Here is a 20,678-nt window from a genome sequence, read left to right as displayed (position 1 = left end):
GCTTATTCATGGATCGATGATTTAAGGTCCTGCTGCAGCTTCTCTAGCATTGGAGCAGGCATGTTCAGTCCCTCGAAGTCGCAATATTCATCCAGAAGTTCCGGAGATTTCTGTCTGAACTTGGAGGTGTCGACTTCGCCCTCATCATTCACAGCTCCAACCTTATAAAGAAGGTCGGCTGTCGCTTTGACTGAAATACGTCCTAATTTGAAAGCGATTACTTCCTGTGGGTCTCGTGCCATGATTGCAACTGTGTCCAGTTTAAACTCTGAAGGCATGTCAAGCGTGAGATCCATGACACTAATCTTGTTGCTTTCTAGTGCCTCATAATATTGCTTTCCTAGATCATAAGCCTTTTGTGTGAAGCTGGTCGATAATAGGAAGGAAGAGGCAGATGGATTTATTGCAGTTCCTATGTTCTGGATGAGAATTGCACATTGAAAATTTTTCAAAGATTTTGCAGGGAGTGCGAGATAATCTTGCTTGGTGAGCTCTTCACCATATGTTGCAGTAATTGATAATAAAGAAACAGATATAGATGCAAATAGCATTGTTCTGAAATTCATGATCTCCAGTCTCCCGAAAAAATAAAAAGGGCTCCGAAGAGCCCTTAGTAAAATACTTTCTTACGAAATCAATCCGGCAACTTCCGTACCGCGCCCTTGGCGGCGCTGGTTGCCATGGAAGCATAAGCCTTAAGCGCGGTGGAAATCTTGCGCTTGCGTGTCTCCGCTGGCTTCCAGCCAGTCGCATCCTGCTCGGCGCGGCGTTCTGCCAGCGTTGCATCATCAACAGCCAGATGGATCTTGCGGTTTGGAATGTCGATATCGATGATATCGCCTTCGCGTACCAGCCCGATCGTGCCGCCTTCGGCTGCTTCCGGCGAGACGTGGCCGATCGAGAGGCCCGAAGAGCCGCCCGAGAAACGTCCATCGGTGATCAACGCGCAGGCTTTGCCGAGGCCTTTCGACTTCAGATAGCTGGTCGGGTAGAGCATTTCCTGCATGCCGGGGCCACCGCGCGGGCCTTCATAGCGGATCAGCACAATGTCGCCAGCCTTGATCTTGCCGTTCAGAATGCCGAGTACCGCGGTATCCTGACTTTCAAAGATGCGGGCGGGGCCGGAGAATTTCAGGATGGAGTCGTCCACGCCAGCCGTCTTCACGATGCAGCCGTCTTCGGCCAGATTGCCGTAAAGCACGGCCAGACCACCATCCTGACTGAAGGCGTGTTCCTTGGAGCGGATGACGCCCTTTTCACGGTCGGTATCGACGCTGTCGAAGCGGCGTTCCTGAGAGAAGGCAACCTGCGTCGGCACGCCACCGGGCGCAGCCGAATAGAACTTGTGCACCATGTCGCTGTTGGTGCGGGTCACGTCCCAATGATCGAGCGCCTTGGCAACCGTTTCGCTGTGCACGGTTGGCAGATCGGTATTGATCAGGCCTGCCTTGTCGAGCTGGCCGAGAATGCCCATGATGCCGCCTGCGCGGTGCACATCTTCCATGTGAACGGTATTGTTGGCAGGCGCGACCTTGCAGAGCACCGGCACGCGGCGGGACAGGCGGTCGATATCGGCCATGGTGAAATCGATCTCGGCTTCCTGTGCAGCTGCAAGCAGATGCAGAACCGTATTGGTCGAACCGCCCATGGCAATGTCGAGCGTCATGGCGTTTTCAAAAGCCGGGAAGCTTGCAATCGAGCGCGGCAGCACGCTTTCGTCGTCCTGCTCGTAATAACGGCGGGCGAGATCGACAACCAGATGACCGGCTTCCACGAAGAGGCGCTTGCGGTCGGCATGGGTTGCGAGCGTGGAGCCATTGCCCGGCAGCGACAGGCCGAGCGCTTCGGTGAGGCAGTTCATCGAATTCGCGGTGAACATGCCTGAGCACGAACCGCAGGTCGGGCAGGCTGAACGCTCAATCGCCTTGACCTGATCGTCGGTGTAGCTGTCGTCGGCAGCTGCAACCATCGCATCGACGAGGTCGAGCTTCTTGACCTGATCGTCCCAGACGACCTTGCCTGCTTCCATCGGACCGCCGGAAACGAACACGACCGGGATATTGAGGCGCAGAGCGGCCATCAGCATACCGGGAGTGATCTTGTCGCAGTTGGAAATGCAGACCATCGCATCGGCGCAATGGGCATTGACCATATATTCGACCGAGTCGGCGATGAGTTCACGCGACGGCAGCGAATAGAGCATGCCGTCGTGACCCATGGCGATGCCGTCATCGACCGCAATGGTGTTGAATTCTTTTGCCACGCCGCCAGCGCTTTCAATTTCGCGCGCAACGAGCTGGCCGAGGTCCTTCAGGTGCACGTGGCCGGGCACGAACTGGGTGAACGAGTTCACCACGGCAATAATCGGCTTGCCGAAATCCTCATCCTTCATGCCGGTGGCGCGCCATAGGCCGCGCGCGCCGGCCATGTTGCGACCGTGGGTGGTTGTACGCGAACGATAAGGAGGCATTTTCAAACCTTTTAGGAACTATTCCAATGTGTAACGTCGATATGACAGAACCGTTCCCGCTGAGCAAAGCGCAAATTGCCCCATACTATCGGGGCTGAACCATTCGCAGACTTGCGGACAACGGAAAGGGTTCCGGCGTGCGACAGCTTTCGCAGGCACAGACACGGCAATCTAGCACGTTATTGTTATAATGCAAAAGATATTGCGCTGAAAACGTAAGGAAGTTGCTCGGCCTCAAGATGGTGCGTCTGCCATGGCGGCATCCAGCAGGGCATTCGCCGTTTTCATCCGCTGTTCCGCGGCAAGGCGAAACTCTTCCGGCAGGCGGTCCGGATGATTGCTGGCGGCAAAGCTGCGCCGCCGCCGTTGCAGTTCGGAGCGTCTCAGGCCGGAATGCAGGTCCAGCTCCTGGCGGATTGCATCCGGCGACAGCTTCTGCATCCGCGCTTCTATCGCCTGTCTTTCCTGTTCAGGCTCGGGCGCAGCCTCCGGCACGCTCTCAATATCGAACAGGCTTTCAAGATCGTCCGGCTGGCGGGGTGTTGCTGGCGTATCGCCGAAACCCACGGAAAAGACGGCGGAAGCAAACCCGAATTGCGGCGGACGGGTGTTTTCCTCGGGGCCTGCGTCAGCCTCGACTTCCTTCAGAACCGTTGCGAAATCCGGGCGGTTCCGCAGCATCAGGCTTGCTGCACCCTATGCGACGAAAAGGCGGAAGCCAGAGCGCGCGTCAGCCGGGATGGCAGCACAGGCTTCTGAAAGACCGGTATTCCGGGATAACGTGCCGCAAGGCGCGCTGGAAGGCCACCGCCGGTATGGATGACCACGAAGACATCACGGCTCTTCAACCGGTCCAGCACGGCTTCCACATCGCCATCGGCGAGGTTCACATCGAGAATGGCGGCATCAACTTCATTGCGATTGATGATATCTATTGCTTGCCGGACGGTGCCGACCGGACCGAGAACGGTTCCGTTCGCATCCTCGACAGTCGCGGCGACATCGAGGGCGACGAAAATCTCGTCTTCCACCACCAATACCCGCCGCTGTCCAAGATCATTCATCACTTGTCTCGCTGCCTCCCTTTTTGAGGTGAGCCCTTCACGCAAGAAATGCGCGAGCGCAAGCAGAGGTTCCCTTCGCCGGCATGATAATTCGTTAATGGTGAATCAAACCTTTACCGGTTTTGGAGGCCGCGATGTCAGAAGGCGGTGAAGGTCAGCGTCGTCAGTGAACGGATGATGTTGGGAATGTTGAGAACATTCTCGTTGATGAACTTGCCGATATCCTGATCCTCGGCAATGTAGATCTTGGCCAGAAGGTCGAATTCGCCGCTGGTGGAATAAAGCTCGGAGACGATTTCGCGCTGAAAGAGCGTATCGGCAACTTCGTAGGTCTTGCCGGGGGCGCACTGCAGTTGCAGGAAAACGGGCTTCATGTCTCTTCCTTTCGCGACGGGACTGCGTGGCGGATATCACAGCAGTGTTTGCAGGTTACAAACACGGACAGCCCGCCGAAATCAAGAGCGAAAGCATAGCGGATGGCGATGTTTGGCGCAGCAGGTTTGTCCTCCACGCATGGCTGGTTCACGCGGAGGTTTTAATTTACTCAATTGTAATTTTCTTGAGAGGGCGCAATAAGACTTCTCCCAGAAATTGTAATTTGCGCGTCCGATTTATATGAAATTTGTACTTCCCGCCGTTTTGCTGCTGTTCGCGTTCGCCTTTTTCTCGGCGTGGCTTTCCGATCGCGGTCGCCGGTTTCTGGCGTCCTGCGGCGCTTGTTTCCTGCTGATCGGCCTCGCAATGCTGGTCCAGCTTGGTGATTTCCCTTCGGACGACAATCTGAACACGGTGCTTTCCGCCGCATTTTATGTCGGAGGCACGCTGGTTGGCGGCTATGGCATTTTGCAGCGAAGCGGGCTGCGGCTTACATCTGCCTTCTACATATTGAGCTTTGCCCTCATCGTCGGCGGTGTCTGGTATTATTGCTATATTGAGCCCGATCTTCTGTCGCGGGTCTATGTGCTCAATCTGGGCATGGCCACGTTGATCCTTTCTTTCGCATGGCAGGCGCGGCGGCTGTTCAAGGGGCCGCTGGTGGACAAGCTGCTGCTGGTCATGCTCGTTCTGGTGGCATTGCAATTCGTGCCGCGCACGCTTCTGACCGCCCGTTCCCTGCTCGGCGATGTCGATGGCGACGATTTCGCAACGACTGTTTTCTGGCAATGGACGGTGTTTTCTACCGCTATCGCAGCGGTTGTCACCGGCTTCGCCTTGCTGGCCGCTGCCGGTTACGATCGTATCGGCGAACTGTCGCATGAACGTGACAGCGATCCCTTGACCGGGCTCCTCAACCGGCGCGGACTGGAAATGCGCTACGATGCGCTTTCACAGACGAAAAAGGGCGTGCCCGGCTGGGTTGCCGTTTGCGATATCGATTACTTCAAGGCGCTGAATGATGCCTATGGCCATGCGGCGGGCGACGCGGTTTTGAAGGAATTCGCTGGAATCCTGCGCAAGCTCATCGGCGAACGGCCACTGATTGCGCGTACTGGCGGGGAGGAGTTCGTGATCTGTGTCGACGACATGCATGCCGATAATGTCTTCCAGCTTATGGAAGGTGTGCGACAGAACATCGAGAGGCACCGGTTCCAGCGCCTCGCAAAGGAAGCCAGCGTCACATGCAGCATCGGCTGTGTCCGTTTGCCGGAGCAGGGTGATTTCTGGCAGGCGGTCGATAAGGCCGACAAAATCCTCTACGCCGCCAAGAAAGAAGGACGCAACCGCACCTATGTGGAAGGGTTGAACCCGAACAGCGACGGATAGTTCACAGAGCGGACGAATTTTGGGGATGGCGGTTTTTACGGGTGGTCTTCGATAACTTTCCGGTGATGATCCGCACATTGCCGCAAATCATGCTTATTATCGCCGCCGATAATGTGAGTACCGAGGAGTTCCCGAAAGTCCGATGAAATTCAAATCCCTTGTGTTGCCTGCGTCCGCTGTTGTTGGTCTCCTCTCGTTCGGCCCGGCGGTTTCTCCGTCTTTTGCAATGAATGCTTCCGAAAAGGCCCAGCTCGAGAAGCTCGATCCGGCAACCCGCCTTGAGCAACGTTGCGACGTGGAAGCAATGGAACGCATCACGCGGGAACAGAAGTTTTCGGTCGACAAGGTTCTGGCCTATGCCTTCTCCGATCCCGTGACCACGAAGAATTCGATCGAGGCCGATGGCGCTGCCTTCCGCAGCCGCGAGCACTGGTACAAGCTGTCCTTTGTCTGCAAGACGGATGAGGAACATATCAATATCGTTTCGTTTCGCTACGATATCGGCGATGAAGTGCCCCAGAACCAGTGGGACAAGCACTACCTCGTCCCATAACAGGGTCGTCTATTCTTCCGAGTCGTCCGAACGGCAGGCTGACAGCAGCGTCACTTCCTTGGCGGTGTGATCGGCTTCGAGATGGCTCAGCACAGCCTGACCGTCCTTGTCGCTCCAGCGGTAGCTGTCCTGCTCATCGATGGCGACATATTTCTTGAGACTGTCATGCCATTGCAGCGCGATCATCTTGCCTTCCGCATCGAGAACCGCAAAGCCGGGCGCACTACCATTGCGGATATAGGTGACAGGCACGACGACCCCACGTTCGCAGATGTAATCGACCCGCTCGATGGGGTTTGCATCCTGAGCCTGCGCCGAAACAGAAGGCGCGAAGAGCATTGCCGGGCCTGCTATAACCGCGAAAAGGGTGCAAATGGAACGCTTGCCATATGCCATGGTGAAAAATCCTCTGGTCAGCCAATCGATACAGGGAAAATAACTCTTCGGCGGCCCGGTTCAAGAGCGATCATATCGCGCGGTAAAGTTGCAACCTGACAGCAAAAATAATCAGCCTGCGACCGATTTCCTGCAACCGAAACAGGTTTCGCCCGTTATCAGCCTGCCGGTCGCGAGATTGGCGGAGGCCCGGATGAATACTTGCCCCCCGCAACCCCAGTCCGGGCCTCACTTCCGAGGTTGGAAAGATTGTATCTGAAATTATTGGGATTGTTCGTACTCATAGCAGGCACTTATATCGGGTGAGCTTGATTTAGAAATTTATACTAAAGCCTGGTGATCCCATATGACGCTCAATCTGATCGTGGCTTTTGTTGTTGCCGGATTGCTCCTTCATTTTTTCAATTGGCGTAAGACCGGAATCGTTCTGATCGGCCTTGCGGCCATCTTTTACGGTGCAATTGCTTTGGCAATTCTTCCCGACACGCTGATGAGCCGCCTGCAATCGGCCTATTCATCGCAATTGCAGACGCAGCTTGAAGACAATACTGCCTTCATCGTCTTCGGCATGGGAACCCAGACAGTCGATGGCGACGGTCAGAAGGTGGTCGAACCACTTGCCTTCTCCTACGGGCCGATTTTGGCGGCGGTCGCCATGAACCGACAATGTGTCGAGAAGGGTTTTCGCTGCAAGTTCATCGCCAGCGGCGCCGATGTAGCCGGAACGGGTGTTTCCGAAGCCGCATCAATCGCCACGCAGCTGGAAAAGGCCGGTGTCGATCCCGCTTCCGTCCTGCTTGACGAGAAAAGCCGCAACAGCTGGCAGAACTCCAGGAACGTGGCAGCAATCCTGCGCGAGATCAGACCGGCGAAAGTTGTTCTGCTACAGGCTGCGCCGATGATGAAGCGCGATCTTCTTTATCTGGCACATTTTGGTGTGAAGCCTGAGCCGGTTGCGGCCGGTTATCTGACCGGATCGCATACCAACATGTCTTCGCCGGGCCTGTCTTTCCTCATGACCGATCTGGCGCTTCACGAGGAGATCGGAGTCTGGCGCTATACGCTCTACAACTTCATGGGCTGGAATGAGCCGAAGCAGCCTCCGCTCCAACTGGGGCAGGCCACGAGCAGCCTCCCCACCCAAACTTCACCGCTTGCCGGACCGGTGTCGGCTCAATGAGTTAATGATACTATCACCGGCGTGTTTCGACACGCCGGTGGAAAAATTATCTCCGAATTCTCCGACAAAATGAGTAGATTTTTCGAAGTCGTTTCAAATAACGACCGGCTTGTGGCATCCTGTCTTCAAAGAGCTCTGATACTGTCTTGGCCAGTGAAACATGGAGGCGGTCATGAAGATATCGAGATTCTCGCTCACTTTGGCAGCATTGGTGGCTGCGGCTTCGCTGACCGGAACGGTTCAGGCAAGCTTTGCCGATCAGACACTTCTGAACGTGTCCTACGATCCGACGCGTGAACTTTACAAGGATTACAACGCCGCTTTTGCCGCCCACTGGAAGGCAGAAACCGGCGAAACCGTCACCATTCGCGCTTCCCATGGCGGGTCGGGCAAGCAGGCGCGTTCGGTGATCGATGGCATCAAGGCCGATGTGGTGACGCTGGCGCTTGAAAGCGATATCGATGCTATTGCCGCACTTTCAGGCAAGATCGACAAGGATTGGCGCAAGCGCCTGCCCAACAATTCGGCTCCCTATACGTCAACCATCGTCTTCCTTGTGCGCAAGGGCAATCCGAAGGGCATCAAGGACTGGGGTGATCTGGTGAAGGACGGCGTCGAGGTCATCACACCGAACCCGAAAACTTCTGGCGGTGCCCGCTGGAACTATCTCGCCGCATGGGCCTGGGCCTACAAGCAATACGGTGGCGACGAGCAGAAGATCAAGGATTACATCGGCGAACTGTTCCGCCATGTCCCGGTGCTCGATACTGGTGCGCGCGGCTCGACAACCACTTTCGTGCAGCGTCAGCTCGGCGATGTGTTGCTTGCCTGGGAAAACGAAGCCTATCTCTCAGTGGCTGAATTTGGCGAGGATGCATTCGACATCGTCGTTCCGCCGCAATCCATTCTGGCTGAACCACCGGTCGCGGTGGTGGACAAGAATGCCGAGGAAAACGGCACCACCAAGCTGGCGCAGGCCTATCTTGAATATCTGTATTCGCCGGAAGGTCAGGCGCTTGCCGCCAAACATTTCTACCGTCCGTCGAAGCCTGACATCATCCCTGCCGACAAGCAGCGCAAGTTTCCGGACTTGACGCTGGTGACGATCGATGATCCGATTTTCGGTGGATGGGCCAAGGCACAGCCCTATCATTTTGGCGATGGAGGAACGTTCGACCAGCTCTACAAGCCGGGAAAATAATCCGGAGTTCGAGAGCAATCAGTAACAATAAGTACTGAAGAGGGAACAAACCAACGCATGTCTTCGCTCCCTGCACGGGCCAGAGCAGGGTCGCACTTCAGAAAGCCGAGCGTCATTCCCGGTTTCGGGCTGACGTTCGGCTTCAGTGTTGCCTATCTGACCCTTCTCATTCTCATTCCGCTTGCGGCATTGGTGCTGCGTTCCACCGAAGTCGGGTTTTCCGGCTTCTGGCGCCTCGTCACCGACGAGCGCACATTGAAAGCGCTTGAAACGAGCTTTGGCACCGCCTTCATCGCGGCGCTGGTCAATGTGGTCTTCGGCGTCATCCTCGCCTGGGTTCTGGTGCGTTATCGCTTTCCGGGGCGCCGCTTCGTTGATGCCATCGTCGATATTCCCTTTGCGCTGCCGACGGCAGTGGCCGGTATTGCGCTGGCCGCGATCTATGCGCCGAATGGCTGGATAGGCAGCCTGCTGGCTCCGTTCGGCATTCGCATCGCCTTTTCGCGGGCGGGCATTATCATAGCGCTGATCTTCATCGGTCTGCCGTTCGTGGTGCGCACGGTCCAGCCGATTATGGAGGAAATCAGCCGCGAGGTCGAAGAGGCGGCGGCAACGCTTGGCGCATCCCGGTTTCAGACCATCTGGCGGGTGCTGCTGCCGAGCCTGCAACCCGCCATCCTGACCGGCTTCGCGCTCGCCTTTGCACGCGGCGTCGGCGAATATGGCTCGGTGATCTTCATTGCGGGCAATACGCCTTATGTCTCGGAGATCGCGCCGCTTCTGATCGTGATCAAGCTGGAGGAATATGATTATGCCGGGGCGACGGCGCTCGCCACGGTGATGCTGGCGCTTTCCTTTGCGATGTTGCTTTTCATCAATCTCATCCAGTCGTGGACACGGAGGAAATATGGTCATGGCGAATGAACCTGTCTCTGCCGCTCCTCGCAACAGCCGAAGCGCTGTCACGGAAAGCCCGGCGACGCGCATCACGCTGATCGCTCTGGCGCTGGCATTTCTGGCCCTGTTCCTCATCCTGCCGGTGATAGCGGTTTTCGTGGAAGCCTTCCGCAAGGGGGCAGGCGAATATCTGGCGGCACTGGTCGAGCCGGATGCCTGGGCTGCGATAAGGCTCACCCTCATGGTGGCGGCCATTGCCGTGCCGCTCAATCTGGTCTTCGGCATTGCAGCTGCGTGGGCAATCGCGAAGTTCGAGTTCAAGGGCAAGGCGCTGCTGACGACGCTGATCGATCTGCCGTTTTCCGTGTCGCCGGTCATTTCCGGTCTTGTTTTCGTGCTGCTTTTCTCAAGTCACAGCCTGCTTGGGCCGTGGCTGTCACGGCACGGCATCGAGATATTGTTCGCCGTTCCGGGCATCGTGCTGGCGACGGTGTTCGTCACGTTTCCCTTCGTCGCGCGCGAACTGATCCCGCTGATGCAGGAACAGGGAACCGGGGATGAAGAGGCAGCGATTTCGCTGGGCGCCAATGGCTGGCAGACGTTCCGCTATGTGACGCTGCCCAATATCAAATGGGGGCTGCTTTACGGTGTGCTGCTCTGCAATGCCCGTGCAATGGGCGAGTTCGGCGCTGTTTCCGTTGTCTCTGGACATATTCGCGGTCTCACCAATACGATGCCGCTGCATGTGGAAATCCTCTACAACGAATATAACTTCGTCGGTGCATTTGCGGTGGCGTCGCTGCTGGCTTTCCTGGCGTTGTTGACACTTGCCATCAAGACAGCGCTGGAACTGCGTTATGGCGATGAACTGGCTGGCAGCGGAAACGGGCACTGACATCTAAACGAGCAATTGGCCGCACGGCGGCAGAAGTAAAGCATAGTCCTGCTATGGCAGACGGAAGGATTGGGAATGGAAGTTCGTGTTGCCGGTGTGCGTAAGGAGTTCGCTCGCTTCCCGGCGTTGCATAATGTCTCGCTGGATATTCGTTCCGGCGAGTTGATCGCTTTGCTGGGACCTTCCGGTTCAGGCAAGACCACGCTTTTGCGCCTGATTGCCGGGCTGGAAACGCCGACCGAAGGTACCATCTTCTTCGGCGACGAAGACGCCTCGCAGAAGAGCGTTCAGGAGCGCAATGTCGGCTTCGTCTTTCAGCATTATGCGTTGTTCCGTCACATGACGGTGGCGGACAATATCGGCTTCGGTCTGAAGGTGCGTCCAAGCGCGACACGTCCGTCGAGTGACGATATTCGCAACCGCGCGCTGGAATTGCTCGATCTCGTCCAGCTACAGGGACTGGAGAAGCGCTATCCGGCGCAGCTTTCCGGTGGTCAGCGCCAGCGCGTGGCGCTTGCCCGCGCCATGGCGATTGAACCGAAAGTCCTGCTTCTCGATGAACCGTTTGGCGCGCTTGATGCGCTGGTGCGCAAGGAACTGCGCCGTTGGCTGCGCGAGATTCACGACAAGACCGGCCATACGACCGTTTTCGTGACCCACGATCAGGACGAGGCGCTGGAGCTCGCCGACCGCGTGGTGGTGATGAGCCAGGGGCGTATCGAGCAGGTCGGTACGCCCGACGAAGTCTATGACAATCCGAATTCCCCGGGCGTCTATGGCTTCATCGGCGAGTCCAGCACGCTTCCGGTACGGGTCGAAAAGGGCGAGATCTGGCTGGTGGATCGCAATATCGGCCTGACAGCCCAGGATGTGGCGGATGGCGATGCGCAGCTCTTCTTCCGTCCGCACGATGTTGAATTGCTGGACGGTTGCGGCGGCTGCATCGCAGGCACGGTGGTGGCGAGCCGTCGCTCGGGCGGCAAGCGGCGTGTCGAACTGGAAGTAGGCGGCGCACGCGAGCGGGTGGAGATCGAAATTCCAGCCGAACATCCAGCCGCGGAAAAGAGTCGCATCGCCTTCCGACCGCGTTACTGGAAGCTTTTTCCTGCCAGTGAAACCGGTTCCGGAGCAGATTCCTGATCGTCACTTTCTGGTGAAGTGAAATATGAGGCCCGGCAGATGCGCGGTGATTCCCGCAGACCTGTCGGGCTTTTCTCTATTGACGGGTGTGGCGGGGCCGCACCGAAATTTTCCGGCACGTTACCTGCGGTAGTATTATTTTTATTTTCAATATGTTAGGGTTGCAGGAAACGGGGTGTTCCATAACGCAACATTAATGGGCGGAAAGAATTGTGCGTTGCGATTCAAACGGTTTGAATATCAGCACATTGCGCCGTCGCATTTTGGCCAAATGCGGTCGACATTCAGGGAACCGATCACGGATACTGCCGTTTCCCTGAAATGAAAATTCGGAATAATGTCAGTATCCACCCGCCGCAGATAACTCATTTCCTTCGGAAAGGCTGTTAAGGCAGATGCCGGAATTGTCTTCTTCGCTCTCCAATTCAACCTCTACCGAGAATAAATCGCCGATGCAGAAACCTTCGATGGAACCCAAATCCAGCGAGCCCGATGCATCGGGCCGGATTCCGCCCGAACAACCATCTCCCATCCGGGCCTTGTATAAAACCGAGGAAGAGCTTGGCGCGCTTGCCGCTGCCGTGGCGCGGGGCGAAGACATTCCGCTGCCGGGCTATATCGCCTTCCCGTTCGATCAGCGCCTTTCCGAAAACGGCAAGCTGATCCTGCATGCCTATCGCGCCTCAGATGCCGCATCGCGTGCGGGCGAGACCATCACGCCAGCCGCGCAATGGCTGCTCGACAATCACTACCAGATCGACAAGAACGTGCAGCAGGCCCGCCGCGACCTGCCACGCCGCTTCATCCGTCAGCTGCCGCTCTACAAGGCGCCGGTTGAGAAATATGAAGGCATGCCGCGCATTTTCGCGCTGGCCTGGCTTTATGTCGCCCATACGGACAGCAATTTCTCGCTGAAGACGCTGACGGCCATCGTCAAGGGTTTCCAGACCGTGGAGCCCCTGAAGATCGGTGAATTGTGGGCGCTGCCTTCTGCGGTGCGTTATTTCCTGATCGAGAATGCACGCCGTCTGGCGCTGCGCGTCGACCGCGCGCGCATCATGCGCAATCTCGCCAATACGGCCGCCGACCGCATCGTGGTTGCCACCGACGGTGCCGAACTGGATTCGGTTCTGGCGCAATATGCCGATGCTGCCCGCGACAGCACTTTCGCGACCCACCTTCTTTATCGCTTGCGTTCCTCATCGACCGACACCACGGCTGCTGCCAGCTGGCTGGAACGGATTCTGGAGCAGGAAGGCAGCAATCCGGAAGACGCCATCGTTGAGGAACATGCCCGCCAGTCCACCGGCGGCGTCACGATGGGCAATGTCATCCGCAGCCTGAAATCCATCGATGACGTGGACTGGGAAACCTGGTTCGAAACCGTCAACGAGGTCGATGCGATCCTGCGTGACCACAGCGATTTCGAGCTTCTGGATTTCCGTTCCCGCAATGCCTATCGCGTGACCATTGAAAAGCTCGCCCGGTATTCGGACATGAGCGAAATCGACATCACATGGGCTGCGCTGAAACTGGCCGAAGACGGACATCGTGCGGAAAAGGCCGGTCATCCGGAAGCCGAGGGCAAAGGCGCAATCGCCTATTACCTGTCCGGCGAAGGGCGCAAGGAGCTGGAAAAGGTTTGTGGCTACAAGGCGCCGTTCGGCGTCAAGGCGCTGCGCTTCTATCGTGGTCTCGGTCTGTGGGGGCTGTTCATCCCGACGGCGATCTTCACGATCCTGATCCTTCTGCTCGTCAATTACTGCATGATCCGCGCCGGTCTTTCGACTGATCTGCGCACGCTGTTCACGCTTCTGGCGATCTTCCCGGCAATGGACGCGTCCTATTCGCTGTTCAATGCGCTGGTGCCATGGTTTGTCCAGCCGACGCGGCTCATCGGTTTCGAATATAAGGAAGGCTTGCCGGAGGAGGCGCGCACGCTGGTCGCGGTGCCGACCTTCATCACCTCGCGTGATTCCATCGACGAGCAGATTCGCAATCTGGAAGTTCATTATCTGACCAATCCGCGTGGTGAAATCTACTTTGCGCTGGTCAGTGACTGGACCGATGCGAAGCAGGAAATCACCCCTGCGGATATGGAAATCTATGAATATGCGCGCGAGGAAATCGCCAAGCTCAACGAGCATTATACCGGCGACGACCAGCCACGCTTTTTCCTCATGCATCGTCGTCGCCTCTTCAACGAGAAGCAGAATTGCTGGATGGGCTGGGAGCGCAAGCGCGGCAAGCTGCACGAGCTGAACCTGCTGCTGCGCGGTGATCAGGATACGAGCTTTTTCCCGCCGGACGGACGCCTGCCGAAGGAAATCAAATATGTGATGACGCTGGACGCCGACACGCGTCTGACGCCGGAATCCGTCACGCATCTGGCCGGCAAGCTCAGCCATCCTCTGAACCGTCCGATCATCGACGAAAAGACCGGCAAGGTCGTGCGCGGTTACGGCATCCTCCAGCCGCGCGTAACGCCCTCGCTCACCACCGGTGACGAGGCGTCGTTCCTGCAGCGCGTCTTCTCCGTCAATCGCGGTATCGACCCTTATGTCTTCGCCGTGTCCGACACCTATCAGGACCTGCTCGGTGAAGGCACCTTCACCGGCAAGGGACTTTACGACATCGATGCCTTCGAGGCAGCGCTGAAGGGCCGCGTGCCTGAGAACACGCTGCTCAGCCACGATCTTCTCGAAGGCGGCTATTCCCGCGCGGCTCTGGTCAGCGATGTCGAAGTGGTCGAGGATTATCCGACCGGCTACAATGTCGACGTATCGCGTCATCATCGCTGGGCGCGTGGCGACTGGCAGCTTCTGCCCTGGCTGTTTTCGACAAGTCGTGGCGTCAGCCACATCACGCGCTGGAAGATGGTCGACAACCTGCGCCGCTCGCTCAATCCGATCCTGTGGCTGATCGCAGCCGTCGTCGGCTGGAGCGTGCTGCCAATCGGGCCTGCTGCCGTCTGGCAGGGCTTCCTCATTCTCTCCATGTTCGTTGCGCCGACATTCGGCATTGTGACCAATCTCATTCCATCGAACATGGACTATTCGCTGAAAGGTCATGCGCAGTCGGTGCTGACTGACATCGCGCTCGGCACGGCCGATGTGGCGCTGCGCACCACCTTCATCGCCCATTCGGCGTTCCTGATGGCGGATGCGATTGTGCGTACCGTCTATCGCCTGTTCGTCTCGCATCGCAATCTTCTGGAATGGCGCACGGCTGCGCAGGCGAGAACCTCGCCCGATACGCTGCTGTTTTATTTCCAGCTGATGTGGCCGGCCATAGCCATTGCGGGTCTGGCGATCTTCATCCCGCTTGCTGCCCAAAGTCATGCGGCAATGATCGCAGCGCCATTTGCCGTCATCTGGTTTGCCTCACCGCTGATTGCATGGCTGGTCAGCCGTTCGGCGAAGCCGCAGGACACGCTGGAAGTGCTTTCTTCCGACAAGTCGGACCTGCGCCGCTATGCACGCCGGACCTGGCGTTATTTCGCCGAGTTCGCAAACGAGGAAAACCACCATCTGCCGCCGGACAACTTCCAGGAAGATCCGGCGCCGATTGTCGCGCAGCGCACGTCGCCGACCAATATCGGCGTCTATCTCCTGTCCGTCGTCGCCGCGCGCGATTTCGGCTGGATCGGCTTCGGTGAAACGCTGGACCGCGTTCAAGCCACTGTCGATACGCTTGAGAAGATGGAGAAGTATCAGGGCCATCTCTACAACTGGTACGAGACCAACACGCTGACGCCGATGCGCCCGCTTTATGTCTCTGCGGTGGATAGCGGCAATCTTGCCGGGCATCTGGTCACGCTGTCGTCGGCGCTGGAAGAATGGGCGGAAGCACCATCCGTCTACATGCAGGGCGACCTCGACGGTATCCTTGATGTCAACGACATCCTTGAAGAGACAATCGCGAGAATCCCGGATGATCGCCGGATTCTGCGTCCGCTGCGCCGCCGTCTGGAAGAGCGGATTGCCAATTTCCGCCGCGCCGTGATTTCCATCAAGGATGAGCCGGAAACGGCCTCCTTCCGCACCATCAACCTGTCGCTGTTTGCAACCGACATCGTTCGCCTGATGGACGAACTCGATGGCGAAATCGAAACCCCGGCAAGCGCTGAAGCCGTGGAATGGGCGCGCATTCTCGTCGATACCTGCAAGGCGCATACTGAGGATTCCATCGGCGAGCACGATACGGACGCGCTGCGTGAGCGTTTGCGCTATCTTGCTACCCGTTCGCGCCAGCTCGCATTCGATATGCAGTTCGGTTTCCTCGAACGGAAGGAACGCCGCCTTCTCTCCATCGGTTTCCGTGTGCAGGAAAACGAACTGGACGAAAGCTGCTACGATCTTCTGGCGTCCGAAGCGCGTCTGGCGAGCCTGTTCGCCATCGCCAAGGGCGACGTTCCGGTCGAACATTGGTTCAAGCTTGGCCGTCTTCTGGTGCCGGTGGGCTGGAAGGGCGCTCTGCTCTCCTGGTCCGGCTCGATGTTCGAATATCTGATGCCGCCGCTGGTCATGTCCGAGCCGCTTGGTTCGCTGCTTGACCAGACCAACAAGCTCGTGGTGCAGCGCCAGATCGATTATGCGACCTCGCGCGGTCTGCCATGGGGTATTTCGGAAGCGGCGTTCAATGCGCGAGACGCGCATATGAACTACCAGTATTCCAATTTCGGTGTGCCCAATCTCGGTCTGCAGCGTGGCCTGTCGCGTAATGCGGTCATCGCGCCCTATGCGAGCCTGCTCGCCGCGCAGTATCAGCCTGCTGCCGCTGTCGCGAACCTGAAGCGCCTTGCCAAGCTCGGCGCGCTCGGACGCTATGGCTTCCATGATTCGGTGGACTTCACGCCGTCACGTGTTCGCGAAGGCGAACTCTGTGCTGTGGTGAAGAACTACTACGCCCATCACCACGGCATGGCGATCATCGCGGTCAACAACGTGATCTTTGAAGGCCGGATGCGCGAGCGTTTCCACTCCGATCCGGTGATCGAGGCCGCCGAACTGCTCCTGCAGGAAAAGGCACCGCGCGAAATCCCGATGATCTACGCCAAGACGGAAAATCCGATGCGCGTGGATTCGGGTGGCTTCGACGATGCGCCGATGCGGATTGTCGACAAGCCGTTCAAGGCGCCGCGCACCACGCATATGATGTCGAACGGACAATATGCGCTGATGGTGACAGCAAACGGTTCAGGCTACAGCCGCTGGCACAATTGGGACATTACCCGCTTCCACGCCGATGCGTCGGAAGACCTTCAGGGCACGTTCCTGTTCCTGCGCGACATGGAAAGCGGATACTGGTGGTCGGCAACCGGCGAACCGGTCCGCAACCCGGAAGAGGAAACCAAAACGGTCTTCACCGAAGACAAGGCGGAATTCTACAAGACCGCCGGTGACATCAAGACCGTTATGGAAGTGATCGTGTCGTCGGAATCGGACGGCGAAGGCCGCAGGCTCGACATCATCAACACGTCCGCCCGCGACCGTATGATCGAGGTCACCTCCTATGCGGAACTGGTGCTGACCGACAGCGACAGCGATGCCGCCCATCCGGCCTTTGCCAAGATGTTCGTAGAGACCGAAATCTCCGATAACGGTTCGACCATCTATGCCAAGCGCCGCAAGCGCGCGCCATCCGATCCGGATATCCACGTCGCGCATTTCGTGACCGATCTTTCCGGCTCGATCCGCGAAACGGAAGTCGAAACCGACCGCCGTGCCTTTGTCGGTCGTGGCCGCAGCTTGCGCGATGCGGCTGCCTTCGATCAGGGTGCCAAGTTCAACGGCAGCCAGGGTTGCGTGCTCGACCCGATCGCTTCGGTGCGTACACGTGTCCGCGTTCCGGCGCATAAAAAGGTGAGCCTCGTTTTCTGGACCTTCGCAGGCGGCAGCCGCGATGCGGTAGAACACGCCGTGGCGCTGCATCGGCATCCGGAAACCTTCGCCCGCGAATATTCGCTGTCATGGACCAGCTCGCAGGTGCAGCTCTACCATATCGGCATCAAGCCTGCCGAAGCTGCCGACTATCAGAAGGTGGCCGCCTATCTGCTCTATCCGGAGCGGACATTGCGCCAGCCGCCGGAAACCATCGCCAGCGGCCTCGGCAAGCAGTCCGACCTGTGGCCGATGTCGATATCCGGCGACTATCCGATTTTCGCATTGCGTATCGACAACGAAGCTGATCTCGACGTGTTGCGTGGTGTGCTGCGCGCGCAGGAATACTGGCGCTCGAAGGGCCTAACCGTCGATGTCGTGGCGGTCAACGAGCGTGCCTTCTCCTATGCGCAGGACACACAGCGCGCCATCGACTGGATCGTGGAAGGTTTCCGCGCCCGTGGTGGCGGTCAGCCGCACATCTTCGCGGTGCGCCGCGACCAGATGAGCGACGAAAGCTACAACACGCTGCTCGCCTCGGCGCGCATCGTCATGCATGCGCAGAACGGCTCGCTGGCCGAGCAGCTTCGTCGCAGCGAGGAAATCACCGTCGATCTGGCGGCGCGCGATGCCAAGACTGCCATTGGCGGTCAGGCTTCGGCTCAGGGGCTGGGTGCTGCGGGGCTTGCGCCTGTCGCCATTGAACGCGGGACGGAAGAACGCCGTCCTGTGGTCAAGCCTGTAGTAAACCGTCCTGCGCCGTCCGGGGACGATCTTCGTTTCTGGAATGGTTATGGTGGCTTTGCCGAGGACGGCAGCTATGTAGTGCGCGTCAACAACCGCGCCAACACGCCGCATCCGTGGATCAATGTGATCGCCAATCCGAATTTCGGCTTCCATGTCTCGGCGGAAGGTTCGGCCTTCACCTGGGCAGGCAACAGCCGCGATTATCAGCTCACCCCATGGGCGAACGATCCGGTCACGAACCGTCCGGGCGAGGCGATCTATGTCCTCGACCGTGAAACGGGCCGCACCTTTGCGCCAACGGCAAGCGTGCTGCGCGATGAGGCCGTGACCTATGAAGCGCGTCATGGCCACGGCTATTCGAGCTTCGGGGCACAGCATGGCGAATTGGCACTCGACCTCACCCACATCGTGGATGCGGACAAGCCGGTGCGCCTGTCTCGTCTGACCGTCACCAATAACGGGCGTTCCAAGCGCAAGCTGCGCGTCTATGGCTATGTGGAATGGGTGCTGGGCAATGCCCGCTCCAAGAACGTGCCTTTCATTGTACCTTCGCAGGACGAGGAATTGGGCGCACTCTTTGCAGGCAATCCGTATCATCCGGACAAGTCCGGGCAGATTGCTTTCTTTGCGGCAACCGAAAAGCCGCAATCCGTCACTGCCGACCGCAGCGAGTTCATCGGCACCACCGGTTCGGTGGACAAGCCGGAAGTCGTGCTGGCTGGCAAGGCGCTTTCGGGTACGGTCGAAGCAGGCCGCGATCCATGTGCGGCGCTCGCTCTTGATATCGAAGTGGGGCCGGGTGAAGCACGCGAGATCGTCTTCCTGCTCGGCAATGCCGCCGATCAGAGACAGGCGAAGGCGCTGATCGCCGAAACCCGCAAGGTGTCGTTCGGTGACAAGCTTGCTGCTGCCAGACAGCAGTGGGAAGGCCTGTTCGACCGCGTTCAGGTGAAAACGCCAGACCCTGCTTTCGACCTTCTGGTCAATGGCTGGCTGCCCTATCAGGCGATTGCCTGCCGTATATGGGCCCGCGCTGCCTTCTATCAGGCAAGTGGTGCGTTCGGCTTCCGTGATCAGTTGCAGGACACGCTGTCGCTGCTTCTGATTGATCCGACGCTTGCCCGCGCGCAGATACTCAATGCGGCATCACGCCAGTTCCCGGAAGGCGATGTCCAGCATTGGTGGCTGCCAGCGACCGGGGCGGGCGTCCGCACGCTGATCTCGGACGATGTTGTCTGGCTCGGCTATGGCGCTTCGCTTTATGTCGAGACGACGGGCGACCGCTCGATCCTCGATGAAAAGCTGCCGTTCCTCGAAGGGCGCAAGCTGGAGGAGGGCGAACACGATGCCTTCTATCAGCCGGAAATCTCCGAACAGACGGCAAGCCTTTATGAGCATTGCGCCTTGGCGCTCGACCTTGCTGTCGAGCGAACCGGCAAGCACGGTCTGCCGCTGATCCTCGGCGGCGACTGGAACGACGGCATGAATCTCGTCGGCGTGAAGGGAGAGGGCGAGAGCGTTTGGCTTGGCTGGTTCCTCGCCTATACGCTCGGTAAATTCATCCCGATTGCCGAAGGGCGCAAGGACAAGAAGCGCGTCGATATCTGGAAAGCACATCTGGAAAGCCTGACCGAAGCGCTCGACCGCGATGGTTGGGATGGCCAGTGGTATCGCCGTGGTTTCTACGACAACGGCGCACCGCTTGGCTCGAAGGACAGTGACGAATGCCAGATCGATGCCATCGCACAGTCGTGGAGCGTGCTTTCCGGCGTTGCCGATCCGAAGCGCGCCGAACAGGCGATGGCTTCGCTCGAAAAGTACCTGCTGGATGACGAAGGCGAATTGCTGCGTCTCTTCACGCCGCCTTTCGACAGGACCATTCAGGAGCCGGGCTACATCAAGGGGTATCCACCGGGCGTTCGTGAGAATGGCGGCCAGTACACCCACGGTGCGACCTGGGCCATTCTGGCGCTCGCCCGCATGGGCAAGACGGCTGAAGCATGGCGTCTGTTCTCGCTCATCAGCCCGGTCAGTCATGGTCGCAACCCGGATATCTACCGCGTCGAGCCTTATGTGATTGCAGCCGACATCTATTCTGTCGAGCCGCGTCGCGGGCAGGGTGGCTGGACCTGGTACACCGGTTCCGCCGGCTGGTTCTACCGCGTTGCGACGGAGGGTATCCTTGGCGTTACAAAACACGGCGACCGCCTGCATCTCGACCCGGCCTTGCCGCCGGAATGGGATGGCTATGAAGCCGAGCTCCGCTTTGGCGAAGCGCTCTATCGCGTGAAGGTCGTGGTAGGTGCCCCCAGTGCCAAGGACAAGGTGGTGAAGCTCAACGGTCGCAAGGTCGGCAAGCCGGAAGAGGGTGTGCCGATCAAGCCGGACGGAGAACACGAAATCGTCGTAGAGCTTCCCAAACAGAAGTGAACCGATTAAAAAGGCGGGTGAAAACCCGCCTTTTGCACGACTCGGCGAAGTAAAGCCGG

General features: G+C 58.2%; 14 protein-coding genes. 8 read left to right on the top strand and 6 right to left on the bottom strand.

The window, feature by feature from the left end:
• Window positions 1-2: 2 nt before the first annotated feature.
• From AC1RHM_RS17510 to AC1RHM_RS17490, 5 genes are all read right to left on the bottom strand, one after another.
• Window positions 3-566 carry a hypothetical protein gene (locus AC1RHM_RS17510; RefSeq protein WP_010657947.1) on the bottom strand — a complete coding sequence of 188 codons (564 nt, stop codon included), beginning with the start codon at window positions 564-566 and terminating at the stop codon, window positions 3-5.
• A gap of 68 nt (window positions 567-634) precedes the next feature.
• Window positions 635-2,470 (bottom strand): dihydroxy-acid dehydratase, encoded by a 1,836-nt coding sequence (gene ilvD, locus AC1RHM_RS17505; RefSeq protein ID WP_010657948.1) that lies wholly within the window; start codon window positions 2,468-2,470, stop codon window positions 635-637.
• 234 nt (window positions 2,471-2,704) lie between these two features.
• Window positions 2,705-3,151, bottom strand: coding sequence for a hypothetical protein (locus tag AC1RHM_RS17500; RefSeq protein ID WP_010657949.1), 447 nt, complete (start codon window positions 3,149-3,151; stop codon window positions 2,705-2,707).
• Complete coding sequence (locus AC1RHM_RS17495; protein ID WP_011982335.1) at window positions 3,151-3,534, bottom strand: response regulator; 384 nt, start codon at window positions 3,532-3,534, stop codon at window positions 3,151-3,153. The genes AC1RHM_RS17500 and AC1RHM_RS17495 overlap by 1 nt, the downstream gene beginning before the upstream one ends.
• 137 nt (window positions 3,535-3,671) lie before the next feature.
• A complete protein-coding gene (locus AC1RHM_RS17490) occupies window positions 3,672-3,908 on the bottom strand; it encodes an Lrp/AsnC ligand binding domain-containing protein (RefSeq protein ID WP_010657951.1) in 237 nt (78 codons plus the stop codon).
• 241 nt (window positions 3,909-4,149) lie between these two features.
• On the opposite strand from AC1RHM_RS17490, the gene AC1RHM_RS17485 reads away from it, so the two are divergent.
• Both AC1RHM_RS17485 and AC1RHM_RS17480 read left to right on the top strand, forming a co-directional pair.
• On the top strand, window positions 4,150-5,298 hold the full coding sequence (locus tag AC1RHM_RS17485) for a GGDEF domain-containing protein (RefSeq protein WP_010657952.1): 1,149 nt from the start codon (window positions 4,150-4,152) through the stop codon (window positions 5,296-5,298).
• 142 nt (window positions 5,299-5,440) lie between these two features.
• Window positions 5,441-5,851: a DUF930 domain-containing protein gene (locus AC1RHM_RS17480; RefSeq protein WP_010657953.1), complete on the top strand. Its 411-nt coding sequence runs from the start codon at window positions 5,441-5,443 to the stop codon at window positions 5,849-5,851.
• Between the two features lie 9 nt (window positions 5,852-5,860).
• Here AC1RHM_RS17480 and AC1RHM_RS17475 read toward each other — a convergent pair whose 3' ends face one another.
• Window positions 5,861-6,247 carry a hypothetical protein gene (locus tag AC1RHM_RS17475; protein WP_010657954.1) on the bottom strand — a complete coding sequence of 129 codons (387 nt, stop codon included), beginning with the start codon at window positions 6,245-6,247 and terminating at the stop codon, window positions 5,861-5,863.
• 346 nt (window positions 6,248-6,593) lie between these two features.
• Between AC1RHM_RS17475 and AC1RHM_RS17470 the strand changes: the two genes are divergently transcribed.
• The 6 genes from AC1RHM_RS17470 (at window position 6,594) to AC1RHM_RS17445 (ending at window position 20,619) form a co-directional block, all read left to right on the top strand.
• Window positions 6,594-7,427 (top strand): YdcF family protein, encoded by an 834-nt coding sequence (locus AC1RHM_RS17470; RefSeq protein WP_010657955.1) that lies wholly within the window; start codon window positions 6,594-6,596, stop codon window positions 7,425-7,427.
• A gap of 172 nt (window positions 7,428-7,599) precedes the next feature.
• Window positions 7,600-8,628 (top strand): sulfate ABC transporter substrate-binding protein, encoded by a 1,029-nt coding sequence (locus AC1RHM_RS17465; RefSeq protein ID WP_010657956.1) that lies wholly within the window; start codon window positions 7,600-7,602, stop codon window positions 8,626-8,628.
• Window positions 8,629-8,685: 57 nt separating this feature from the next.
• The gene (cysT, locus tag AC1RHM_RS17460; RefSeq protein WP_010657957.1) at window positions 8,686-9,552 is read left to right on the top strand and encodes a sulfate ABC transporter permease subunit CysT; all 867 of its coding nucleotides are present in this window, start codon (window positions 8,686-8,688) and stop codon (window positions 9,550-9,552) included.
• Window positions 9,542-10,420 (top strand): sulfate ABC transporter permease subunit CysW, encoded by an 879-nt coding sequence (cysW, locus tag AC1RHM_RS17455; RefSeq protein WP_010657958.1) that lies wholly within the window; start codon window positions 9,542-9,544, stop codon window positions 10,418-10,420. Before cysT ends, cysW begins: the two co-directional genes overlap by 11 nt.
• 75 nt (window positions 10,421-10,495) lie before the next feature.
• Window positions 10,496-11,560: a sulfate/molybdate ABC transporter ATP-binding protein gene (locus AC1RHM_RS17450; protein ID WP_010657959.1), complete on the top strand. Its 1,065-nt coding sequence runs from the start codon at window positions 10,496-10,498 to the stop codon at window positions 11,558-11,560.
• 395 nt (window positions 11,561-11,955) lie between these two features.
• Entirely contained in the window at window positions 11,956-20,619 is an 8,664-nt protein-coding gene (locus tag AC1RHM_RS17445; RefSeq protein WP_151606492.1) for a glycoside hydrolase family 94 protein, read from the top strand.
• Window positions 20,620-20,678 lie beyond the last annotated feature (59 nt).

The sequence above is a fragment of the Brucella sp. GW823-FHT04E01 genome, from assembly GCF_058796175.1.
This window is presented reverse-complemented; position numbering and strand designations above follow the sequence as displayed.

Coding starts and splice junctions, on each gene's coding strand:
- AC1RHM_RS17465 (WP_010657956.1), top strand. CDS start 7,600: ATGAAGATATCGAGATTCTCGCTCACTTTGGCAGCATTGGTGGCTGCG.
- AC1RHM_RS17500 (WP_010657949.1), bottom strand. CDS start 3,151: ATGCTGCGGAACCGCCCGGATTTCGCAACGGTTCTGAAGGAAGTCGAG.
- AC1RHM_RS17450 (WP_010657959.1), top strand. CDS start 10,496: ATGGAAGTTCGTGTTGCCGGTGTGCGTAAGGAGTTCGCTCGCTTCCCG.
- AC1RHM_RS17445 (WP_151606492.1), top strand. CDS start 11,956: ATGCCGGAATTGTCTTCTTCGCTCTCCAATTCAACCTCTACCGAGAAT.
- cysW (WP_010657958.1), top strand. CDS start 9,542: ATGGCGAATGAACCTGTCTCTGCCGCTCCTCGCAACAGCCGAAGCGCT.
- ilvD (WP_010657948.1), bottom strand. CDS start 2,470: ATGCCTCCTTATCGTTCGCGTACAACCACCCACGGTCGCAACATGGCC.
- AC1RHM_RS17490 (WP_010657951.1), bottom strand. CDS start 3,908: ATGAAGCCCGTTTTCCTGCAACTGCAGTGCGCCCCCGGCAAGACCTAC.
- AC1RHM_RS17480 (WP_010657953.1), top strand. CDS start 5,441: ATGAAATTCAAATCCCTTGTGTTGCCTGCGTCCGCTGTTGTTGGTCTC.
- AC1RHM_RS17470 (WP_010657955.1), top strand. CDS start 6,594: ATGACGCTCAATCTGATCGTGGCTTTTGTTGTTGCCGGATTGCTCCTT.
- AC1RHM_RS17495 (WP_011982335.1), bottom strand. CDS start 3,534: ATGAATGATCTTGGACAGCGGCGGGTATTGGTGGTGGAAGACGAGATT.
- AC1RHM_RS17485 (WP_010657952.1), top strand. CDS start 4,150: ATGAAATTTGTACTTCCCGCCGTTTTGCTGCTGTTCGCGTTCGCCTTT.
- cysT (WP_010657957.1), top strand. CDS start 8,686: ATGTCTTCGCTCCCTGCACGGGCCAGAGCAGGGTCGCACTTCAGAAAG.
- AC1RHM_RS17510 (WP_010657947.1), bottom strand. CDS start 566: ATGAATTTCAGAACAATGCTATTTGCATCTATATCTGTTTCTTTATTA.
- AC1RHM_RS17475 (WP_010657954.1), bottom strand. CDS start 6,247: ATGGCATATGGCAAGCGTTCCATTTGCACCCTTTTCGCGGTTATAGCA.